Genomic DNA, 22,248 nt, shown 5'->3' on the forward strand with positions numbered 1-22,248 from the left:
TTTCCTCAGGCGGCCGAAACACTGGCCCAGGGCTGGGCGATCTCGACCATGCCGCTGCAGAGGCCGTCGGCCCCGAACATCACGGCCGCCGGACAGGCGTAATGCAGCGGCAGCGGATCGCGGCGTTTCGGCACCGCGCCGGGGAAGCGCGCCTTCACGGCCTCCTGCACGCCCTGGTCATGCTGCGGATCGTACCAAGGCTGCCCCATCACGCTGGCATCGATGCGCGGCTGATGGAACGCAGCCTCCAGCGGCATGCCGTAATCGACCAGGAAGGAAATGATCTGCATGACCGCCGGCATGATGCGGCGACCGCCGGAAGCGCCGACCGCAAGCCAGGGCCTGCCGTTATCGAGCACCAGGGTGGGCAGCATGTTGCTCAAGGGACGCTTGCCGGCGCCGATCGAATTGGGATTGCCCGGCCGGGTATCGAACCACATGATGCCGTTGTTCATGGTGATGCCGCTGGCCGGCAGCATGGTGCAGCTGCCGAAAGCGGCCAGTAGCGTTTGCGTCACCGCCACCATGTTGCCATCGCCATCGACGATGCAGAAATTGCTGGTGCAGCTTTTGCCATTATCGGCATCGCCCATGCCGGCCAGCCGCTTCTCGTAGGCCGCCGTCAGGCCCTCGATATAGGCGACATAGCTCTGGGCGCTCAGGCCCTTGCGGTCGAGCTTCGGCCCGGCGACTTCGAAGGCGTCGCGCAGGGACGGACCGGCGGTGAGATTGGGCGGCAGCAGCACGGTCTTGCCGCCATACTCATACCGCAGCGGCTCAAGCAGCCGGGCGCGATAGCCGCTCAGATCGGCGGCGGAAATCTTCGAACCGCCGGCTGCCAGATCGGCAAGGATGCTCTTCGCCAGCTCACCCTCGTAAAAGTCGCGCGCGCCGGCCTTGGCCAGACGCTCCAGCGTGGCATGCAGGGCATCGTTTTTCAGATAGCCGCCGGCTTCGGCGCTGGGCGGCAGGCCATCGGCGAGGAAGACCGCCTTCGCCGCCGGCGACTTGATGAGGTTGCGCGCCGCGCCGGTAACCTGCAGGCTGAGGAACCAGTCGGCTTCCATGCCGCGCTGTGCCAGCGCGATGGCCGGCGCCAGCAGTTCGGCCCAACTGCGGGTGCCAAAGGTTTCGAGCGCCAGCCGCATGCCGTCGACCACGCCGGGCACGGCCATCGAGGAATAGCCGTAGATGTTACGGTCCTCCAGCACGCTCGGCCAGCCGAACATGCTGTCATCCTGGCCGCCCGCCAGCGGGTAGTCGGCCGGATCGAGCCCGGACGCACTGATCGCACTGAAATCGATCACATGTGCCTTTTTTGCCTTCGCATCCCAGACCTGCATATAGCCGATGCCGCCAACACCGCTCATCCATGGCTCCAGCACGCCGAGCGCGAAGGAGGTGGCGACCGCGGCGTCGATGGCGTTGCCACCGGCGCGCAGCACCTCGGCGCCCACATCGGCCGCCTTCTGGTTCTGGGCCGCGACAACGCCGCGACGGCTGCTGGCCGCGGATTTGCGGAACTGCAGGGTACGATTGAGATTCGAGGACATGGCGAGACTCTTCCGTTTTTAGAAATTACTCGGCGGCGAAGGGATCGGCGACGCGCGGCCAGTAGGGTCCGCGCACCTTCTGGAACGGGATATCGGCAAAGTCCGAGCGCATGGCGCCCGGCGCTTCCACATGCAGGATCTCGCCCGCAATCGGCGCGAAGCCGGCATGGAAATGCTGGGTCGATTTCACCACGATGATCGCCTTGGCCTTCACATCGATGCCGAACTGCTCGAACGCGCCGGGATGGAAGGTCTGCGTGCGCGTGGAAATCAGCACCAGATCGATATCGCCCGCCAGCTGCACCCAGACCGCATCGCCAATCGGCACCGCGCCGCTCAGGGCCGGCTGCATGCCATCGGTGATGATACGCTTGACCGTCACCGTCAGATCGAGCGGATCGCCCGAGGTCGGCCCGCATTTGCCGCCGAGCCGCAATGCGAAGGTGGCGCCTTCCCCGGCATCACGGCAGAAGCGCACCGCCATCGGATCCCAGTACAGGCCGCTCACCACATTCCCGATGCCGCGTTCGATGATGCGGCGTAGGATGAAGGTGGCATCGCCGGCAGCACCGCCGCCGGGATTGTCGGTCACATCGGCCAGCACCACCGGGCGCTTCGCCGTGGCCGCCGTGGCGCGATCCAGCGCCGCATCGATGCTGAGATTCTGCGCCGCCGTCTGTTCACGCAGGCTCCAGATCTTTTTACCGAAGCGCTCCGCGGTGGCTGCGGCCCTGGCGGCATCGCCATCGGCGATGACGATCATCTTGGCGGTGGCGTCGGGCACGTCCTGCATCGGGAAGCCATGGGCGAAGGAGACGGAAAGGATACCGTCCTTGCCTTCCTGCGCCTTCATTTCGCTGACAAAGGAGGTCATCGGCTCCAGCGGCGTGCGCCACAGGTTGATCATGCGGGTATCGAACACCGCCATCACCGGCTTCGCCGTGCCCTGATGCTTGGCCAGCAGGATATCGTAGAGCTCCTGAGCCCGCTCCTTGCTGTCGATATGGGGATATTCCTTGAAGGTGATCAGCGCATCGGCATTCTGCAGCATCTTTTCCGTGATCGAGCAATGCAGATCCAGCTCGGCGCCGACGGCGGCCTTGGGCCCGACGATCTGCCGCGCCTGTTCCAGCAGGTCGCCTTCGCAGTCGTCATACCCATCGGCCACCATGGCGCCATGCATGCTGAACAGCACAATGTCGACCGGCATGGCAGCTTTCAGATCGTCCAGGATTTCGTCGCGGAAGCCCTCGTAAACCTTGCGCACGGTGATTCCGGCCGGCTGGGCGAAGGCCGAGAGGCTTTCCGCCACCTGGGCCTGCTGGGCCTCGGCATTGCGGCGCCAGACATGCAACGGGGCCGAGAACAGGTTTTCCGGCCGTTTGGTTGCATCGCCGCGGTACAGCATCCATTCCCGGAAGCCTTCCTCGGCCGTGGGCAGCGGCGAGAAGGTGTTGGTCTCGGTGCCGAGACAGGCGATGAAGACTTTCATCAGGCGTTCTCCCGTTTGCGGCAAATCCCGGAACCGTCACGAGTCTTCGTCATGGACCAATGTCTCCTGGTTATACAAAGGCCGCCATGGCAACAGGCATGCTGCACAGCGAAAGGGCATTACGGGGAGTGCCTCAACAATCGGCAAAGACTCCCTTGACCGGAACACACATACCATGGTCAGCTTTCATTAGAGGTCAAACAATGACAAGGGGGAGTGCCATGCGTTCGCGTCAATTCCATATGCTCGTTTCCGCCATCGGTCTGAGCATCGGGCTGGGTCTGCTGGCTGGCGCCGCCACGGATGCCGCCGCCCAGGACAAGAAAGTCTTCAAGATGGTGCCGCATTCCGGCCTGCGCATCACCGACCCGATCATCACCACCGCCTTCATCTCCCGCAACCACGGCTACATGATCTACGACACGCTGTTCAGTGTGGACGACAAGATGGCTGTGAAGCCGCAGATGGTGGATAAATATGAGGTCAGCGGCGACAAGCTGACCTACAGCTTCACCCTGCGCGACGGCCTGAAATTCCACACTGGCGCGCCGGTCACCTCGGCCGACGTGGTCGCCTCGCTGACCCGCTGGGGCAAGAACGACGCCATGGGCCAGAAGCTGTTCAGCTACACCAAGGAACTGGTGGCGGTGAACGACAAGACCTTCCAGCTGATCCTCAAGGAGCCCTACGGCCTGGTGCTCGACTCGCTGGGCAAGCCCAGCTCGAACGTGCCCTTCATCATGCCCAAGGCAATGGCCGATACCCCGGCCAACCAGAATGTGCCGGATGAAATCGGTTCCGGTCCCTTCCGCATGGTCAAGGCCGAATTCCAGCCCGGCGTGAAGGTGGTCTACGAAAAGAACCCCGACTACAAGCCGCGTTCGGAGCCGGCCAGCAGCCTGTCGGGCGGCAAGGTCGTCAAGGTCGACCGCGTCGAGTGGATCACCATGAGCGATGCGCAGACCTCGACCAATGCGCTGCTCAAGGGCGAAATCGACATGATCGAGCAGGCCTCCTATGACCTGCTGCCAGAGCTGAAGAAGTCGAAAGACGTGGTCATCAAGGACCTGCTGCCGCTCGGCATGAACTACATGCTGCGCATGAACTGGCTGCAGCCGCCGCTGGACAACGTCAAGGTCCGCCAGGCGATCCTGCATGCCGTCTACCAGGAAGACTACCTGGCGGCGCAGATCGGCGATCCCGAGTATTATAACGTCTGCGGCGCCTTCTTCGGCTGCTCGACCCCGCTGAAGACCGATGCCGGCGCCGTCGGCGTCAAGAAGCCCGATATGGCGCTCGCCAAGAAGATGCTGGCCGAGAGCGGCTACAAGGGCGAGAAGATCGTCATCATGGCCCCGACCGACCTGAACAGCATCAACCAGCTGCCGCTGGTAACCACCGCGGCACTGAAGTCGATCGGCATGAACATCGACATGCAGTCGATGGACTGGCAGACCCTGGTGGGCCGCCGCGCCAAGATGGACCCGATCGATCAGGGCGGCTGGCATATCTTCCATACCGCCTGGGGCACTGCCGACATGATGAACCCGATCGCCAATGCCGGCGTGAAGGGTCTGGGCAAGGTCGGCGGCTTCTTCGGCTGGACTGAAGATGCCGAGATCGAGAAGCTGCGCGACGCCTATGCCCGCGAGACCGATCCGGCGAAGCAGAAGGCCCTGGCCGAAGCCGTGCAGAAGCGCGCCTACGAGCAGGTCATCTACATCCCGCTGGGCGAATACCACCAGGTCAGCGCCATGCGGAAAAACGTCGAAGGCACGCTGCAGACTCCGGCGCTCGCCCTGTGGAACGTCGAAAAGAAGTAATCTCCAAGCATGGCATAGTTGTTGCGTAGCGTTTTTCCATGCTTCGTCTGATTCTTTCACGTCTGGTGGCCGCCATCCCCGTCATGGGGGTGGTGGCCATTTTCGTTTTCCTTCTGCTGCGCCTGAGCCCGGGCGATCCGGCGGCGATCCTGGCCGGCGACACCGCCACCCCGGACATGATCGCGGCCATCCGCAGCGATCTTGGCCTCGACCGCCCGATCCCGGAGCAGTTTGTCACCTGGATCGGCCAGCTGGTGCAGGGCAATCTGGGCCATTCGGTCTTTTCCAAGCAGCCGGTCACCACCCTGATCGGCCAGCGCGTCGAGCCGACCCTGTCGCTGGCGCTGTGCACACTGCTGTTTGCTATCATCGTCGCCGTGCCGACCGGCATTCTGGCCGCCTGGAAACAGGGCAGCTGGCTGGATCGCGGCATCATGGCCGTCTCGGTGGCCGGTTTTTCCATCCCGGTCTTCGTGCTAGGCTATGTGCTGATCTTCATCTTCTCGATGAAACTCGATCTCCTGCCGGTGCAGGGCTTCTCGAGCCTGCGCGACGGCCTGCCGGGCTTCCTGGCCCGCATCGCCCTGCCCACCGTCGCGCTCAGCTTCATCTATATCGCGCTGTTCGCCCGCATCACCCGCGCCGCCATGCTGGACGTGCTGGGCGAGGATTACATCCGCACCGCCCATGCCAAGGGCCTGAAGGATCATGTGGTGCTGGTGAAGCATGCGCTGCGCAATGCCGCCATCCCGATCGTCTCGGTGATCGGCATCGGCTTCGCGCTGCTGATCGGCGGCGTGGTGATCACCGAAACCGTGTTCAACATCCCCGGCATCGGCCGCCTGGTGGTGGATGCCGTGCTGGCCCGCGATTACCCGATCATCCAGGGTGTGATCCTGCTGTTCTCCGGCATCTATGTGCTGATCAACCTGGCGATCGATATCGCCTATGTGCTGCTCGATCCCAGAATCAGGTACTGATGCCGCGCCTTCTCCATCACCCGGCCTTCCGCAATCCGTCCGTGCTGATCGGCGGCGGCATCCTGGTCGTTCTGCTGATCGTCGCGCTGCTGGCGCCCCTGCTCACGCCATTCGATCCCAGCCAGATCGCGCCGCGCTTCCGGCTGCGGATGCCGTCGGGCGAATTCATGATGGGCACCGACATGCTGGGCCGCGATGTCTGGACCCGCGTCGTGCATGGCGGCCGCGTTTCGCTGCTGGTCAGCACCGTGGTGGCCATCACCGCGATCTCCATCGGCCTGACCATCGGCCTGGTCGCCGGCTATATCCGCTGGCTCGACGGGCCGGTGATGCGCGCCATGGACGGCCTGATGGCGATCCCCGGCATCCTGCTGGCCATCGCGCTGGTCAGTTTGAGCGGCGCCTCGCTTTCCACCGTGATCGTCGCCATCGTCATTCCGGAAATCCCGCGCGTTGCCCGACTGGTCCGCGGCGTGGTGCTGTCGATCCGTGAAGAGCCCTATGTGGAGGCTGCCGTTGGCCTGGGTACGCCGACGGTGAAAATCCTGATCCAGCATATCCTGCCCAACACCATCGCGCCGCTGATCGTGCAGGGCACCTATATCTGCGCCTCCGCCATCCTGACCGAATCGATCCTCAGCTTCCTCGGCGCCGGCCTGCCGCCGGAAATCCCCACCTGGGGCAACATCATTGCCGAAGGCCGCTCGGTGTTTCAGCGTGCGCCCTGGATCATCCTGTTCCCCGGCAGCTTCCTCGCCTGCACCATCCTGGCCGTCAACATCCTCGGCGACGGCCTGCGCGACACGCTCGATCCGCGCATGAAAAAGCGGCTGGGGGCCTGAACCGATGCCCGAAGCCATGCCTGCACCGGTTCTCAGCGTCAAGAATCTGTCCGTCGCCCTGCCCAAGGGCGGCGACCGCGGCCTCGCCGTTCAGGGCGTCAGCTTCGAGGTCATGCCCGGTGAGATCGTCTGCCTGGTCGGCGAAAGCGGCTCGGGCAAATCGGTCACCGCCAGCACCGTGATGGGGCTGGGCAGCCTGCCCATCGTCAGCGGCGAAATCCGCCTGGAAGGCGAGAATCTGCGTGAAGCCTCCAAGGCGCGCCTGCGCGACCTGCGCGGCAGCCGCATGTCGATGATCTTCCAGGAGCCGATGACGGCGCTGAATCCGGTGCACCGGGTTGGCGAGCAGGTGGTCGAACTGCTGAAAGCCCACCATTGGACCGGCCGCGGCGTCAGCCGCGAGGAGCGCGTGCAGCAGCTGTTCGCCGACGTGCATCTGCCCGATCCCGAGCGCCTGTTCAATTCCTATCCGCACCAGCTTTCGGGCGGCCAGCGCCAGCGCGTGATGATCGCCATGGCACTGGCACTGGAACCGGCGCTGCTGATCGCCGACGAGCCGACCACCGCCCTGGACGTGACCACGCAGGCCCAGATCCTGACCCTGCTGCGCGAGCTGCAGCAGAAGCGCGGCACCGGCGTGCTGTTCATCACCCATGACTTCGGCGTGGTGGCCGATATCGCCGACCGCGTGGTGGTGATGCGCTACGGCGAGGTGGTGGAAAGCGGCAAGACCGAGGACGTGCTCTACCGACCGCAGCATGACTATACCAAGATGCTGATCAAGGCCGTGCCACGGCTGAAACCCCGGCAGGCGACGCCGATCACCGCCGAGCCGGTGCTGACGGCGGAAAACCTCAGCAAGCTCTATGTCAGCCGCAGCATGTTCAAGGGCACCCGTGAGGTGCGCGCCGTCGATGGCATCCAGCTGCAGCTCTACAAGGGCCAGACGCTCGGCATCGTCGGCGAAAGCGGCTCGGGCAAATCGACCGCGGCCCGCTGCGTCGCCCGCCTGATCGATCCCACCGGCGGCAAGGTGCTGCTGGACGGCACCGACATCGCCCATATGAACGTGCGCAAGCTGCATCCCTACCGCCGCCGCATCCAGGTGGTGTTCCAGGATCCGTATCGCTCGCTCAATCCGCGCCGCACCGTCGGCCAGTCGCTGATCGAGGGGCCGTTGAATTACGGCATCTCGAAAAAGGAAGCCCTGGACCGCGCCCGCCGGCTGCTGAACATCGTCGGCATCGACGTCAATGCGCTGGAACGCTATCCGCACCAGTTCTCCGGCGGCCAGCGCCAGCGCCTGGCCATTGCCCGCGCGCTGGCCATGGAGCCGGAAATCCTGGTCGCCGACGAGGCCGTATCGGCGCTCGACGTCTCGGTGCAGGCCCAGGTGCTCGACCTGCTGGAAAGCATCCGCGACCAGTTCGGCATCAGCATCCTGTTCATCACCCATGACCTGCGCGTTGCCGCCCGGCTGTGCGACCGCATCGCGGTGATGCAGCGCGGCAAGATCGTGGAATTCGCCGAGACAGCGCAGCTGTTTGCCGCGCCCCAGCATGAATATACCCAGCAGCTGTTCGCCGCCCTGCCCGGCCGCGACTGGCTGGAGGCCGAACGCAGCAACTGACCGCAGCGGCCGTATCCACTGCGACGCTGTCAGGGGAGGATACGATGACCACGCTGGCCGATACCCGGACTGCCGATCTGGCCGATGCCGTGCAGTCCCTGCACGACGAGGCCGTGCAGATCCTGTCCGATCTGGTGGCTGAACCCTCCCTGCTGGGCGATGAGGCCGGGGCCCAGGCCCTGGTGCGCGGCCATTTCGAGACTATGGGCCTGCGGGTGGACGAATTCGCCATCGACGAGGCGAAGATCAAAGACCATCCGGGCTACTCGCCCTCCATCGTGTCTTACGACGGGCGCCACAACATCGTCGGCGTGCATGAACCCCGCCATGGCACCAAAGGCAAATCGCTGATCTTCAACGGCCATATCGATGTGGTGCCGGTCGGCGCCGAGGCGCTGTGGACCCGGCCGCCCTTCGAGCCCTCGGTGGACGGCGACAAACTCTATGGCCGCGGCGGCGGCGACATGAAATCGGGGATCGTCGCCTATATCATTGCCATGAAGGCGCTGAAAAAGCTGGGCGTCGAGCCCGCCGCCAACGTGATCCTGCAATCTGTCGTCGAAGAGGAATGTACCGGCAATGGCGCGCTCGCCTGCCTGGTGCAGGGCTATCGCGCCGATGCCGCGATCATCCCGGAACCCTTCAACGGCATCATGCATGCGCAGATGGGCGTCATGTGGCTGGCGCTGGAAGTGGCGGGCAAGCCGGTGCATGCCTCGGTGGCCCATACCGGCGTCGCCGCCATCGATTTCGCCCTCTACATGTTCGGCGAACTGAAGAAACTGGAGCATAAGTGGAATGCGCCGGACGGCCGCCATGCGGAATACCACGCCCATGAGCATCCGGTGAATTTCAACCTCGGCAAGATCCAGGGCGGCGAATGGGCCTCCTCGGTGCCGACGGCCTGCCGCGCCGATATCCGGCTCGGCTTCTATCCCGGCATCACGCCGGCGGAAGTGCGCGAGACGGTGGAAACCCTGCTCGCCGAGGCCCATCGCCAGCATCCGCAGAACAACAGCATCGAGTACAAGGTGATCTACGAAGGCTTCCAGGCCGAAGGTTTCGTGCTCGACATCAACACGCCGATGGTCACCACGCTGGCCGACTGCCATCGCAGCGTCGCCGGCAGCGAGGTCGAGTTCAACGCCTTCACCGGCACCACCGATGCCCGCTTCTTCAATCTCTACGGCAACATCCCGGCCACCTGCTATGGCGCGAAGGCCGCCAATATCCACGGCATCGATGAATGGGTATCGATCGACAGCATGATGGAAGTTGCCACCGTGCTGGCGCTGTTCACCGCACGCTGGTGCGGGCTCAATCGGCTTTAAGACACAAAAAACCATCCGCTCGCGAAGACAGGACTCCGCCATGACCGATCTGCATGACCTGACCGCCCATGACCTGTGGATGGGCTATCGCACCGGCAGTCTCTCGCCGGTGGAGGCGACCAAGGCCGCGCTCAAGCGCATCGAGGCCTGGGAACCGAAGATCAACGCCATGTACATCATCGACGCCGAGGGCGCGCTGGCGCAGGCCAAGGCCGCCGAAAAACGCTGGAAGAAGGGCGAAGCGCTCGGCCCGCTGGACGGCGTGCCGATCACGCTGAAGGAAAACATCGCCACCAAGGGCGTGCCGACGCCGATCGGCACGGCTGCTGCCATCCTGACACCCAGCCCGGTGGATGCACCGCCCGCCGCCCGCGTGAAGGAAGCCGGCTGCGTCATCCTGGGCAAAACCACCATGCCCGATTTCGGCATGCTGGCATCGGGCGTCTCCAGCCTGCACGGCACCTCGCGCAATCCGTGGAACCTGAAGCGCAACACCGCCGGTTCCTCCTCCGGTGCCGGCGCGGCCATTGCCGCCGGCTATGGCCCGCTGGCGCTCGGCACCGATATTGGCGGTTCGGTGCGTCTGCCAGCCGCCTATAACGGCATCTTTGCGCTCAAGCCCAGCCTGGGCCGTATCCCGATCAATCCGCCCGCGCTCGGCCGCGTCACCGGACCGATGACGCGCACGGTAATGGACAGTGCCATGCTGATGAATGTGCTGACCCTCCCCGATGGCCGCGATTACATGGCGCTGCCCTATCAGGAACTGGATTACCCCAAGCTGCTGGATGGCGAGACCAAGGGCCTGAAGATCGGCCTGCTGCTGGATGCCGGCCTCGGCACACCGGTGCAGCCAGCAGTGAAGGATGCCGTGCTGCGGGCGGCCAAGCTGTTCGAAGCCGCCGGCGCCATTGTCGAGCCGGTGAAACCCTTCATGACCCAGGACATGGCCAACGGGCTCAACACCTTCTTCCAGTCGCGCGCCTATACGGATTTTTCGGCCATGTCGCCGGAACGCCAGGCCAAGGTGCTGCCCTATATCGCCAAATGGTGCGGCATGGCGGCCGACTATACGGCGGTGGATGCCATGCGCGGCCTGGGCCAGGTCTTTGCCCTCCGCGAGGCCACCGTGGCGGCCACCCTGCCCTTCGACTACGTGCTGTCGCCGACCTCGCCGATCACGGCCTATGATGCCGAGGAAGCCGCGCCCGGCAACGACCCGCAATACAAGTCGGAACACATCCGCTTCACCGCGCCCTTCAACATGTCGGAACAGCCGGCCGCCTCGATCTGCGCCGGCTACGATGCCGACGGCCTGCCCATCGGCCTGCAGATCGTCGGCCGCCGCTTCGACGATGCCGGCGTGCTGCGCATGGCCCATATCTACGAGCAGATGCGGCCGGCGCTGCGGCCCTGGCCCCAACCTTGAACTTGGCCGCAGCCCTGAACCGGCCGGCGGACACGACCCGACTGGACTTGTATATACAATTGAACCTATACTCCGCCGCAGCCATGGCTAGGCGGGGAAAACCGGATGCCCGGGGCAGGTTCAGCAGCAACGCATAACGGCCCGACGCCACGCTATCGCCGGGTCAAGGAATTCATCGTCCGCCATCTGGAAGCGGGCGACTGGCGCGCGGGCGACCAGGTGCCGTCGGAAAGCGCACTGGTCAAGCAGTTGAAGGTCAGCCGCATGACCGTCAACCGGGCGCTGCGCGAGCTGACCCATGAAGGCCTGCTGGTGCGGGTGCAGGGCACCGGAACCTTCGTTGCCGAAAAGCGCCCGATCTTCAACCTGGTCGAACTGCGCAACATCGCCGAGGAAATCGCCGAACGCGGCCAGCGCCACACTGCCCGTGTCGAGCTGCTGAAAAGCGAAAAAGCCCTTGCCGAAGCAGCGCGTGACCTGGGGCTCAGCCCGGGCGTCCCCGTCTATCATTCCGTGCTGGTTCACATGGCCGATGGCGTGCCGCTGCAGGTGGAGGACCGTTTCGTCAATCCGGCCACGGCACCGGGCTACCTGGCCGCCGATTTCACCGCGCTGACGCCGAACGAATTCCTGATGCAGGCGGCGCCCGCCACGGAAGTGGAGCATATCGTTGAAGCCGCGATGCCCGATGCCCGCATCCGCAAGCTGCTGAAAATGGTGGCCGCCGAACCCTGCCTGCGCCTGCGCCGCCGCACCTGGTCCGGCGCGCAGATCGTGTCGGCGGCGACGCTGTATTACCCGGGCCATGCCCATCGCTTTGCCACCCGCTTTTCCTATCGCGCCGACGGCACGTCGAAGCGCACCCATCTGTAACGAGGCTTTGCATGTCCGATAATCGCCGCGACAACACCCGCGTCATCCGCAGCCCCCATGGCAGCGATCTGCACACCAGCAACTGGCAGATCGAGGCGGCCTATCGCATGCTGCGCAACAACCTCGATCCCGATGTGGCCGAGAAGCCGGAAGAACTGGTGGTCTATGGCGGCATCGGCCGCGCCGCCCGCAACTGGCAGGCCTTCGACCAGATCCAGAAAGCGCTGACCACGCTGAAGCCCGATGAAACCCTGCTGATCCAGTCGGGCAAGCCGGTCGGCGTGTTCCGTACCCATGAAGACGCGCCGCGCGTGCTGCTGGCTAATTCCAACCTGGTGCCGGAATGGGCCACCTGGGAGCATTTCCACGAACTCGACCGCAAGGGTTTGATGATGTACGGCCAGATGACGGCCGGCTCGTGGATCTATATCGGCAGCCAGGGCATCGTGCAGGGCACCTATGAAACCTTCGTCGAGATGGGCCGCCAGCATTATGGCGGCAACCTGAAGGGCCGCTGGATTCTCACCGCCGGCCTGGGCGGCATGGGCGGCGCCCAGGCACTGGCCGCCACCATGGCCGGGGCGTCGATGATCGCCATCGAATGCCAGCCCTCGCGCATCGAGATGCGACTGCGCACCGGCTATGTCGATGCCCGCGCCGACACGCTGGACCAGGCGCTGGTCATGCTGGAAGACGCCCGGAAAGCCGGCAAGGCGGTCTCCATCGGCCTGCTGGGCAATGCCGCCGAATTGCTGCCCGAGATGGTGAAGCGCGGCATCCGCCCCGATGCCGTCACCGACCAGACCAGCGCCCATGATCCGCTGAACGGGTATCTGCCGGCGGGCTGGACGCTGGAGCGGTGGGAAAAGGCCAAGGCCACCGATCCGCAGGGCGTGGTCAAGGCGGCGAAAGCCTCGATGGCCGCCCATGTGCGCGCCATGCTGGATTTCCAGAAGCTGGGCATCCCCACCTTCGACTACGGCAACAACATCCGCCAGATGGCCAAGGAAACCGGCGTGGCGGAAGCCTTCGATTTCCCCGGCTTCGTGCCGGCCTATATCCGGCCGCTATTCTGCCGCGGCGTCGGGCCGTTCCGCTGGGTGGCGCTGTCGGGCGATCCGGAAGACATCTACAAGACCGATGCCAAGGTGAAGGAACTGATCCCCGACGATGCCCATCTGCATACCTGGCTCGACATGGCGCGCGAGCGCATTCACTTCCAGGGCCTGCCGGCACGCATCTGCTGGGTCGGCCTGGGGCAACGCCACCGCCTCGGCCTCGCCTTCAACGAGATGGTGAAAAACGGCGAGCTGAAAGGCCCTGTCGTGATCGGCCGCGATCACCTGGATTCAGGCTCGGTCGCCAGTCCCAATCGCGAGACCGAAGCGATGAAGGATGGTTCGGATGCGGTCTCCGACTGGCCCCTGCTGAACGCCCTGCTGAATACGGCGTCGGGCGCCACCTGGGTCTCGCTGCATCATGGCGGCGGTGTCGGCATGGGCTTTTCCCAGCATGCCGGCGTGGTCATCGTCGCCGATGGCACCGAGGCCGCGGCACGCCGGCTGGAACGGGTGCTGTGGAACGATCCGGCCACCGGGGTGATGCGCCATGCCGATGCCGGCTATGACATCGCGGTGAAATGTGCCCGTGAACAAGGCCTTAACCTGCCCTTCCTGCCCGATTAAACGGCAGCAGGGCGATCATCCCAAGGTTCGCAATTCTTAACCTGTCGGGGCCCTCCGGTTCTGCGCTATGCTGCACGAAACGTTGAGGGCCTCACCATTAATCCGCTTGCGATCCTGCATCCGTCCAACCGTCGCGTCCTCACCACCGGCGGTGGCGTCGTTCTGATCCTGCTTGTGCTGGGCTATGTCGGCTATGCGCTGCGGCCCGGCAGCAGCAGCACCGATACCACCTATTACACGCCCGGCGTAACGCCCAAGCGCGAAGACTGCGTGATGGCGAAAATGAAGAACTACGCCAAGCTGGACAAGATGGTGCTGCAGAGCATTGCGGCCGAGTGCGAACTGACGGTGCAGAGCATCGAAGGCCACGAAACCCTGCGCAAAGCCTGGGAACAGCGCCAGGCCGTTCGCGATGCCGCCCCCAAACCCGCAGCAGCCGAACCGACCGCCCCGGCCGATGCCGACCGCGTGCGCCGCGTCTGGCGCTGACGCGTCAGGACGTCAGCTCGGCGCTTTCGCAATCCGGCCAGTCGGAACCAGCCGGCACCCGGGCAGCCCGGAACGGCGTGCCGGTTTCCACATGGCGATATTGCATCTGGTCGCCTTCCAGGCGGTCGACAATATAGCGATGGCGGATATCCCTGCGCGCGCCATCGAGCATATGTACATGGGTGGCCAGGATATTGCCTGCGAATGACCAGCGGCCAACCTGGTGCTCGGTATGCTCCAGCTTGCAGTCCTTGAAATACCGGAACTCGATGGCGAAATAGCCGTCCGTCCGGCGGTCGGACAGCCACTGCACGAACAGGCCGTCACGGGTCTTGCGCTCGCCATACCAACTGCCGGACAAATCCTGCGCGATCGCCGGCCCTGCAAACAGACCAGCCAACAGGATCGCCAGAAGAGCGCGGCGCAATAGCCGGTATTCCATCTTCTCTCCGGTGGCGCTAATGCGCGCCGGCAAATTGGGTGCGCACCAGATCGGCGAACAGGCCGCCCTGGGCCGCCAGCTCGTTGAAACTGCCACGTTCGACCACATGACCGTCCTTCAGCACCAGGATCAGATCGGCCTGTCGCACCGTGGCCAGCCGATGGGCGATGATGAAGGTGGTACGGCCCTGCATCAGGGCATCCAGCGCCTTCTGAATACGCGCCTCGGTCGCTGCATCCAGCGCTGAAGTCGCTTCGTCCAGGATCAGCACCGGCGGATTCTTCAGCAGCGCACGCGCAATCGACAGGCGCTGGCGTTCGCCACCGCTCAGGTTCACGCCACGCTCGCCCACCATGGTGGCGTAATCATGCGACTGCCGCATGATGAAGTCATGGGCTTCGGCCAGCTTCGCCGCCTGCTCGACCTCGGCATCGCTCGCTTCCGGCCGCCCGACCCGGATATTGTCGGCAATCGAGCGATGGAAGACCGCTGAATCCTGGAACACCACGCCGATATTGCGGCGCAGGCTTTCCAGCGTCATGTTGCGGATATCGATACCGTCGATGGTGATGCGGCCGGACTGCGGATCCCACAGGCGGCTGAGCAGCGCCATGGTCGAGGTCTTGCCCGATCCCGTCGGGCCAACCAGCGCTACGGTCTTGCCAGCCTCGATCTCGAAGCTGACATCCACCACGGCCGGGCGCTTGTCGTCATAGGACAGCGTCACATGCTCGAAGGCCACGGCGCCCTTCAGGCTGCCGACATCGCGTGCATCGGGGGCGTCATGCACGGCGGACGCGGTATCCAGCACCTGGAAGAACTCGCCCAGCGAATGCATCTGGAAGAACATGCGACTGACAAAGCCCATGGCGGCTTCCAGGCGGCCGATCAGCATGGTGGCAAAGCCCATGAAGGTGACGATCTCGCCCACGCTGGTCTTGCCGTGCAGATGCAGCCAGCTGCCCAGCACGAAGATCGAGATGATGGTGATGGTGGCCGCCATGCGGCTCAGCACCGTCATCAGCGCCCAGAGGTTGAGCACCGGGAACTGCGCCTTGAGCAGGCGTTCCATCACATTGGCCAGCTCGCGCCCCTCCAGTGCCAGGCGCACGAAGCTCTGTACCAGTACCACATTGCCGAGCGCGTCGCCGGCACGCGCCGCCAGCTCGGAATGATAGGCCTCGACCTTCCCCTGGGCCTTCTCGGTTTTGGCCACCACGATGGCGCTGACCAGGGCAAAGATCACGATCAGGCCGATCAGCAGCAGGCCAAGCCGCCAGTTCAGGTACAGCGACAGCGGCAGCAGGGCCAGCACGGCAACGAAAGTGGAAAGATGCTCGCGGAAGAAGGCGAGCCACAGGCCGAACAGGTTGTCGGCGCCGTTGAGCATGATCTTGAGCAGCGTGCCGGAATGGGTGGCGCTGTGGAACGCGACCGGCAGGCTGAGCACATGCTCGAAATACAATGCCATGGTCGCGAGCCGCCGGCGATGCGCCAGACGGTCGGCATGCAGCGCCACCAGGATGCCGGCGAAAATGCCGCCCAGGCCGGCCGCACACCAGAGCAGCAGCAGCTCGATGGTCCGGGCCCAGCTCTCGTCCGGCGTCAGGCTCGCCGTATTCGACATCACGTCGATGATTCGGCCGAACAGCAGCGGTTCGATGAAGCCGACGCCGGCCAGGCCGATATTGGCGAGCGCCAGCATCACGGCCAGCTTGCGCTCCGGCTTCAGCAGCCCGAGCACGCGGGCATAGATATGGACAAAGCTCATGGGGGTAAATATGCGCCGGCCGGAACAAGATCGCTAGGTCTTGCCCAACGGATCAAATCCGCGATAGTGCCCGGGCATCTCCTGGAGAATCGACGATGACCGCCTCTGCGTCCGCCCGCCTCGAAGCCTGTCTCGCCCGCATCGCAGACCCGGCCGGGGAAGGCAGCCGCGTCTTTACCAAAACCTATGCCGAACCGGCCCGCGCGGCGGCTGCCGCCTCGGATGCCCGGGCAAAACTGGGCCAGAGCCTGGGTCCGCTGGACGGCCGCATCGTTTCGATCAAGGACCTGTTCGACGTGCCGGGCGAGCCGACCACGGCGGGCTCGAAGCTGCTGCGCGATGCCAGCCCCGCCACTGCGGAAGCGCCGGCCATCGCCCGCCTGCGCGGTGCCGGCGCCGTCATCATCGGCAAGACCAACATGACCGAATTCGCCTTCTCCGGCGTGGGCATCAATCCGCATTACGGCACGCCAGGCAATCCGGCCGACCGCGCCCGCATCCCCGGCGGCTCCAGCTCGGGCGGCGCGGTTTCGGTGGCGGACGGCATGGCCGAGATCACCATCGGCTCGGATACCGGTGGCTCGACCCGCATCCCGGCGGCGCTGTGCGGCATCGTCGGCCTCAAGCCCAGCCAGTATCGCGTGCCCACAGAGGGCGCCTTCCCGCTCTCCTTCTCGCTCGACAGCATCGGCCCGATGGGCAGCAGCGTTGCCGATTGCGCCGCGGCCGATGCGGTGATGGCCGGCGAAATGCCGGCGGCCCTGGACGCCGCGCCACTGGCCGGCCTGCGCCTGGGCATTCCGCGCGGCCTGCTGCTGGAGAATCTGGATCGCCAGGTGACCCACGCCTTCGAGGCCGCGCTCGGCCTGCTCGGCAAGGCCGGCGTTGCCTTGAGCGACCAGCCGCTGGCGTTGCTGGCGCCGATGCTGGAGGCAACGGCCAAGGGGCCTTTCGCCGCTATCGAGGCGGCTCATATCCATCGCGACTGGTTCGAGAGCCGCGCCGCCGATTTCGATCCGCTGGTGCGCGGCCGCATCGAACGGGGGCGCAGCATCCCGGCGATGGACTATGTCTTCGCCCAGCGCCGCCGCGTCGCCCTGATCCGGGCCATGGATGCCCGGCTGGCGGATCTCGACGCCCTGGTGCTGCCGACCACCGCCATCACCGCCCCCCGGATCGCCGATCTGGCCCAGGACGAGGCCGCCTTTACGGCGACCAACCTGCTGCTGCTGCGCAACCCCAGCATGGCCAATTTCTTCGATCTCTGTGCCATTTCCCTGCCGGTGCCGGCGCGGCTGCGGGCCGATGGCCTGCCTGTGGGTCTGATGCTGGTGACCCGGAATGGCCATGACCGCCGGCTGCTGCGCATGGCGGCAGCGGTGGAAACAGCCATGGCCGGCTGATTCATCCTGATAAATCAACATTATATTCTGTTTGACCCGCTCCCGGCATCCGGCTATCGTTCACGCCATGAACGACAAGCCGGACAAATCCGAGGATAGCGGACAGGACGCCGCCACCATGGTGGCGCTGCTGGCTGCCGTGGGCAGCTCGGAGCAGCATACCCAGCGCAGCCTCGCCGTCCGCCTGGATGTCGCGCTCGGCCTAGCCAATGCCCTGCTGCGCCGCTGCGTCTCCAAGGGTCTGATCAAAATCCATAATGCCCCGGCGCGCCGCTATGCCTATTACCTGACTCCGAAGGGTTTTGCCGAAAAAGGCCGCCTGGTAGCCGAGTATCTCGAATCCTCGCTGACCTTTTTCCGGCGCGCGCGCACCCAGTATGAAGAAGCCTTTGTTGCCCTGGCGGCCAAGGGCGTGAAGCGCATCGCCATTGCCGGCAGCGGCGAACTGGCGGAGATCGCCCTGCTGTCGGCCTCGGCCGCCGGGCTGAGCGTGATCGCCGTCATCGCGCCCGGCCGTAACGCCGACTTCCATGGCCGCCCCGCGCTGCGCGATCTTGATGCCGCCCTGGCCCAGGGCGCGGAAGCCGTGGTGATCGCCGATTCCGCGAAACCGCAGGCGCTGTATGACCAGATGCAGCCGCGGCTGGCTACCGATCTTCTGGTGGTGCCACGATTGCTGCATGTGACGACGACCAAGCCGGTCGAAGCGGCCGATGAGGAGCGCGCGGCATGATGGCCTGGTACGCGGTCTATACCCAGTCCAGCAAGGAAGCCCTGGCGGCGCAGCATCTGCGCAATCAAGGCTTCGAGGTCTATCTGCCGCAATACCAGAAACTGCGGCGTCATGCCGGCCGCACCGAGATCGTGGCCACGGCGCTGTTCCCGCGCTACCTGTTTGCCGGCATCGATATGCAGCAGCAGCGCTGGCGCTCGGTCAACGGCACGGTCGGCGTCATTGGCCTGGTGATGAGCGGCGACCGCCCCCTGCCGGTGCCCGATCCCGTGATGGCCGAAATCAAGTCGCGCGAGGACGAAAAGGGCTTCATCCGCCTGAACGGCCCGGTCTTCCAGCGCGGACAGGCCCTGCGCATCACCGAGGGGCCGATGGCTGACACCCAGGCCCTGTTCGAGGAAACCGTCGACGGCAACCGGGCTATCCTGTTGATATCCCTCATGGGGCGGATGGTTCGGACCAAAATGCCGCTCCGCCAGATCGAAGCCGCCTGATCCGCCGCCGGACAGGCTGGTCAGCCGCCCGATTCGGGCTTATAAGCCGCCGCCATGAGTAAACCAGCTTCCGCCCCCGTCGCCGCCCCCAAGGTCGGTATCGTCAGTCTTGGCTGCCCCAAGGCCCTGGTGGATTCCGAACGCATCATCACCAAGCTGCGGTCGGAAGGCTATGCCATCTCCGGCTCCTACGATGCCGCCGATGTGGTGCTGGTGAATACCTGCGGTTTCCTCGACAGCGCCAAGCAGGAATCGCTGGAAGCCATCGGTGAAGCCATGCGCGAGAATGGCCGCGTCATCGTCACCGGCTGCATGGGCGCCGAGGCCGACAAGATCCGCGGCATCTTCCCCGATGTGCTGGCCGTCACCGGTCCGCAGCAATACGAGGCCGTGGTCAATGCCGTGCATGACGCCGCACCGCCGATGCACGATCCCTTCATCGACCTGGTACCGCCGCAGGGCATCAAGCTGACGCCGCGGCATTATGCCTACCTGAAGATTTCCGAAGGCTGCAATCATAGTTGCAGTTTCTGCATCATCCCGTCCATGCGCGGCAAGCTGGCGAGCCGGCAGTCGAACGACGTGCTTTACGAAGCCGAGCGTCTGGTCAAGGCCGGCGTGAAAGAACTGCTAGTGATCTCGCAGGACACCTCGGCCTATGGCGTCGACATCAAGCATGCCGAAAGCCAGTGGCGCGACCGCAAGGTGAAAGCGCGGCTGACCGAACTGGCCGATGCCATGGGCAGCCTGGGCGCCTGGGTGCGGCTGCACTACGTCTATCCCTATCCGCATGTGGACGAGATCATTCCGCTGATGGCGGACGGCAAGATCCTTCCCTATCTGGACATTCCCTTCCAGCATGCCGAGCCGCGCGTGCTGAAAAGCATGCGCCGGCCGGGCAATCAGGAAAAGGTGCTGCAGCGGATCAAGAGCTGGCGCGAAATCTGCCCGGACCTGTCGATCCGCTCGACCTTCATCGTCGGCTTCCCCGGCGAGACCGAGGCCGATTTCGAATTCCTGCTGCAATGGCTGGAAGAAGCCGAGCTGGACCGCGTCGGCTGCTTCAAATACGAGAATGTCGAAGGCGCGCGTGCCAACGACCTGCCCGATCATGTGGACGATGACGTGAAGCAGCAGCGCTGGGAGCGCTTCATGGCGACCCAGCAGAAAATCAGCGCGCGCCGTCTCAAGCGCCTGGTTGGCCGCACCCTCGATGTGCTGGTCGACGAAACCAAGCGCACCACCGCCACTGGGCGCAGCTTTGCCGATGCGCCGGAGATCGACGGCATCGTGAAAATAAAAAATGCCGCCGATGCGAAGGTCGGCGACATGATCAAGGTGAAGATCGAGAAGGCCGGGCCTTACGATCTGAGCGGCAGCGCCATCTCCTAAAGACCAATTCCCTCGCGCTCGGCCCAGGCCTGGAAGCCCATCAGGGCCCAGAGCTGCCAGCTGGTATCACGATAGCCGCTGTCCAGATCGGCAACCCATTGCTGCACCGGTGCTGCATGGAACAGGCCCTGGCGCTTCAGGCGCTGCGGATCGCTGGCCGCGCGCAGGCGATCGCGCAGGCTGGTTTTCAGCCAGTCGGCAATCGGCATCTCGAACCCCTTTTTGGGCAGCTGGAAGACGTCTGCCGGCAGCCGGTCGGCGAAGGCATCGCGCAGGATGGCCTTGCCGCGGCCGGGTTCCAGTTTCCAGGCCCCCGGTATGGCGGCCGCGATATCCGTCAGCTCGCGATCGAGGAAGGGGCAGCGCACCTCCAGCGAATTGGCCATACTCATCAGGTCGACCTTGCGCAGCATGTCGGCATTCAGCACCAGTCCCTGCTCGGCATAGAGCATGCGATTGATGTCGTCGCCATCAGCAGCGCCGTGCAGCGCTGCGAAGAGGCTTTCGACACTGGGCTGCGCCGGGGCATCGATCAGCAGCCCGGATAATGCGGGTTCATCCAGCATCTCGGCCCAGCCGGCCTGCCGTGCCACGGCGGCCTTGTCGGCATGGGCCATGAACCGGCGGGCCTGCCGCAGACGCTCAAGCAGCGGATGGCCTTTGCCCTCGGGCAGCGCAGCCAGCGTCGCCCTGGCCATGCCGCGCAGCGGCGCCGGAACCGCCTGCCAGCGTCCGGCCCATAATTCACCCTGATACTTGCGATAGCCGGCAAACACCTCGTCGGCGCCATCGCCCGAGAGCGCCACGGTCACATGACGGCGGGTTTCCCGCGACAGCAGATAGACCGGCAGGGCCGAGCTGTCGGCAAAGGGCTCGTCGCAGGCGGCGAAAACATCCTCGACAGCAGCACGTGCATCTTCGCTGCCGATTTCGACTTCGGTATGGTCGAGGCCCAGATGCTGCGCCACGCGGCGTGCCGCCGGACGCTCCTCGTAATACTCAGCCGCGCCGGGAAAACCGACGGTGAAGCTGCGCACTTTGCGGCCCTGGCTGGCCAGGGATGCGCAGACGATGGCGGAGTCGATGCCGCCAGAGAGGAAAGCGCCGACCGGCACATCCGAGACCAGGCGTTCGGCCACGGCCGCATCGAAACGCGTCCGGAGTGCGGCGATGGCGTCCTGCCGATCTGTGAAGACCGGCCGCGTGGCTCTGGCCCCGGTATCCCAGCGCTCGATCACCAGACCGGCGGCACTGAAGCGCGCCAGCGAACCCATGGGCAGCTTGCGGGCGGCCTTCAGGATCGTCCAGGGTTCGGGAATGTAGCGCAGGGCGAAATACAGCTTCAGCGCCTGCGGATCGATATCGCCGGCAACATCCATGATGCCGCGCAGCGCGGTCAGGTCGGAGGCAAAGCCGATCCGACCGCCAGTCTGGGCATAGACCAACGGTTTCTTGCCGAAGCGGTCACGCGCCAGCACCAGCTCGCCTTTTGCCGCATCCCAGAGTGCGAAGGCAAACATGCCAGAGAGCCGCGGCAGCAGGTCGCGGCCCCACTGTTTCCAGCCTGCCAGCAACACCTCGGTATCCGACCGCGACTGGAAGATATGGCCGAGCCGTTCAAGCTCATGACGCAAGGCTTCGTGATTGTAGATTTCGCCATTGAAGGTGATGACGCGGTCATGCCGCGCCATCGGCTGCACGCCACCCGGCGACAGGTCGATGATCGCAAGACGGCGATGACCGAAGGCGCAGCGCGCATCGGCCCAGGTTTCAGCACCATCGGGGCCACGGAAGCGCATGCGCTGCAAAGCCGGCGCCAGGCGCTCGCGCGCATTTGCACCAACGCCATTCAGATCAACAAGGCCGGCAATGCCGCACATCCGTCA

Annotated in this window: 18 protein-coding genes; 13 read left to right on the forward strand and 5 right to left on the reverse strand. The window is 64.9% G+C overall.

Features of this window, described 5'->3' with window-relative positions; genetic code table 11:
• Positions 1–5: 5 nt before the first annotated feature.
• Together AC1ROT_RS06840 and AC1ROT_RS06845 are read right to left on the reverse strand one after the other, a co-directional pair.
• Positions 6–1,553, reverse strand: a complete 1,548-nt coding sequence (locus AC1ROT_RS06840) for a gamma-glutamyltransferase family protein (RefSeq protein WP_492997950.1) — start codon at positions 1,551–1,553, stop codon at positions 6–8.
• Between the two features lie 25 nt (positions 1,554–1,578).
• Positions 1,579–3,045, reverse strand: coding sequence for a M81 family metallopeptidase (locus AC1ROT_RS06845; protein WP_492997951.1), 1,467 nt, complete (start codon positions 3,043–3,045; stop codon positions 1,579–1,581).
• 221 nt (positions 3,046–3,266) lie between these two features.
• Between AC1ROT_RS06845 and AC1ROT_RS06850 the strand changes: the two genes are divergently transcribed.
• The 9 genes from AC1ROT_RS06850 to AC1ROT_RS06890 all read left to right on the forward strand — a co-directional run bounded on the left by AC1ROT_RS06850 (position 3,267) and on the right by AC1ROT_RS06890 (position 14,127).
• Entirely contained in the window at positions 3,267–4,868 is a 1,602-nt protein-coding gene (locus AC1ROT_RS06850) for an ABC transporter substrate-binding protein (RefSeq protein WP_492969409.1), read from the forward strand.
• A 38-nt stretch (positions 4,869–4,906) separates the two neighbouring features.
• Positions 4,907–5,848: an ABC transporter permease gene (locus AC1ROT_RS06855; RefSeq protein WP_492969408.1), complete on the forward strand. Its 942-nt coding sequence runs from the start codon at positions 4,907–4,909 to the stop codon at positions 5,846–5,848.
• Positions 5,848–6,690: an ABC transporter permease gene (locus AC1ROT_RS06860; RefSeq protein WP_492969406.1), complete on the forward strand. Its 843-nt coding sequence runs from the start codon at positions 5,848–5,850 to the stop codon at positions 6,688–6,690. Before AC1ROT_RS06855 ends, AC1ROT_RS06860 begins: the two co-directional genes overlap by 1 nt.
• Before the next feature lie 16 nt (positions 6,691–6,706).
• Positions 6,707–8,320, forward strand: coding sequence for an ABC transporter ATP-binding protein (locus tag AC1ROT_RS06865; protein WP_492969405.1), 1,614 nt, complete (start codon positions 6,707–6,709; stop codon positions 8,318–8,320).
• A 44-nt stretch (positions 8,321–8,364) separates the two neighbouring features.
• Positions 8,365–9,651, forward strand: a complete 1,287-nt coding sequence (locus AC1ROT_RS06870; RefSeq protein WP_492997953.1) for a M20 family metallopeptidase — start codon at positions 8,365–8,367, stop codon at positions 9,649–9,651.
• A 40-nt stretch (positions 9,652–9,691) separates the two neighbouring features.
• Positions 9,692–11,080 (forward strand): amidase, encoded by a 1,389-nt coding sequence (locus tag AC1ROT_RS06875; protein WP_492997955.1) that lies wholly within the window; start codon positions 9,692–9,694, stop codon positions 11,078–11,080.
• Between the two features lie 105 nt (positions 11,081–11,185).
• Complete coding sequence (gene hutC / locus AC1ROT_RS06880; RefSeq protein WP_492997956.1) at positions 11,186–11,953, forward strand: histidine utilization transcriptional repressor HutC; 768 nt, start codon at positions 11,186–11,188, stop codon at positions 11,951–11,953.
• 11 nt (positions 11,954–11,964) lie between these two features.
• Positions 11,965–13,638, forward strand: coding sequence for a urocanate hydratase (gene hutU, locus AC1ROT_RS06885; protein ID WP_492997958.1), 1,674 nt, complete (start codon positions 11,965–11,967; stop codon positions 13,636–13,638).
• A 174-nt stretch (positions 13,639–13,812) separates the two neighbouring features.
• On the forward strand, positions 13,813–14,127 hold the full coding sequence (locus AC1ROT_RS06890) for a hypothetical protein (protein WP_492997961.1): 315 nt from the start codon (positions 13,813–13,815) through the stop codon (positions 14,125–14,127).
• Between the two features lie 4 nt (positions 14,128–14,131).
• On the opposite strand, the gene AC1ROT_RS06895 is transcribed toward AC1ROT_RS06890, so the two are convergent.
• Positions 14,132–14,569, reverse strand: coding sequence for a hypothetical protein (locus AC1ROT_RS06895; protein ID WP_492969399.1), 438 nt, complete (start codon positions 14,567–14,569; stop codon positions 14,132–14,134).
• A 16-nt stretch (positions 14,570–14,585) separates the two neighbouring features.
• Positions 14,586–16,340, reverse strand: a complete 1,755-nt coding sequence (locus AC1ROT_RS06900; RefSeq protein WP_492997962.1) for a glucan ABC transporter ATP-binding protein/ permease — start codon at positions 16,338–16,340, stop codon at positions 14,586–14,588.
• Positions 16,341–16,435: 95 nt separating this feature from the next.
• On the opposite strand from AC1ROT_RS06900, the gene AC1ROT_RS06905 reads away from it, so the two are divergent.
• The 4 genes from AC1ROT_RS06905 (at position 16,436) to rimO (ending at position 20,362) form a co-directional block, all read left to right on the forward strand.
• Complete coding sequence (locus AC1ROT_RS06905) at positions 16,436–17,743, forward strand: amidase (RefSeq protein WP_492997964.1); 1,308 nt, start codon at positions 16,436–16,438, stop codon at positions 17,741–17,743.
• A gap of 67 nt (positions 17,744–17,810) precedes the next feature.
• Positions 17,811–18,476 (forward strand): hypothetical protein, encoded by a 666-nt coding sequence (locus AC1ROT_RS06910; RefSeq protein WP_492997965.1) that lies wholly within the window; start codon positions 17,811–17,813, stop codon positions 18,474–18,476.
• The gene (nusG, locus tag AC1ROT_RS06915) at positions 18,473–18,970 is read left to right on the forward strand and encodes a transcription termination/antitermination protein NusG (RefSeq protein WP_492997966.1); all 498 of its coding nucleotides are present in this window, start codon (positions 18,473–18,475) and stop codon (positions 18,968–18,970) included. Before AC1ROT_RS06910 ends, nusG begins: the two co-directional genes overlap by 4 nt.
• Before the next feature lie 54 nt (positions 18,971–19,024).
• The gene (gene rimO / locus AC1ROT_RS06920; RefSeq protein WP_492997967.1) at positions 19,025–20,362 is read left to right on the forward strand and encodes a 30S ribosomal protein S12 methylthiotransferase RimO; all 1,338 of its coding nucleotides are present in this window, start codon (positions 19,025–19,027) and stop codon (positions 20,360–20,362) included.
• Here rimO and asnB read toward each other — a convergent pair.
• Complete coding sequence (gene asnB / locus AC1ROT_RS06925; RefSeq protein WP_492997969.1) at positions 20,359–22,242, reverse strand: asparagine synthase (glutamine-hydrolyzing); 1,884 nt, start codon at positions 22,240–22,242, stop codon at positions 20,359–20,361. The genes rimO and asnB overlap by 4 nt on opposite strands.
• Positions 22,243–22,248: the final 6 nt, after the last annotated feature.

The sequence above is a fragment of the Ferrovibrio sp. GW821-FHT12E11 genome (genome assembly GCF_058806975.1).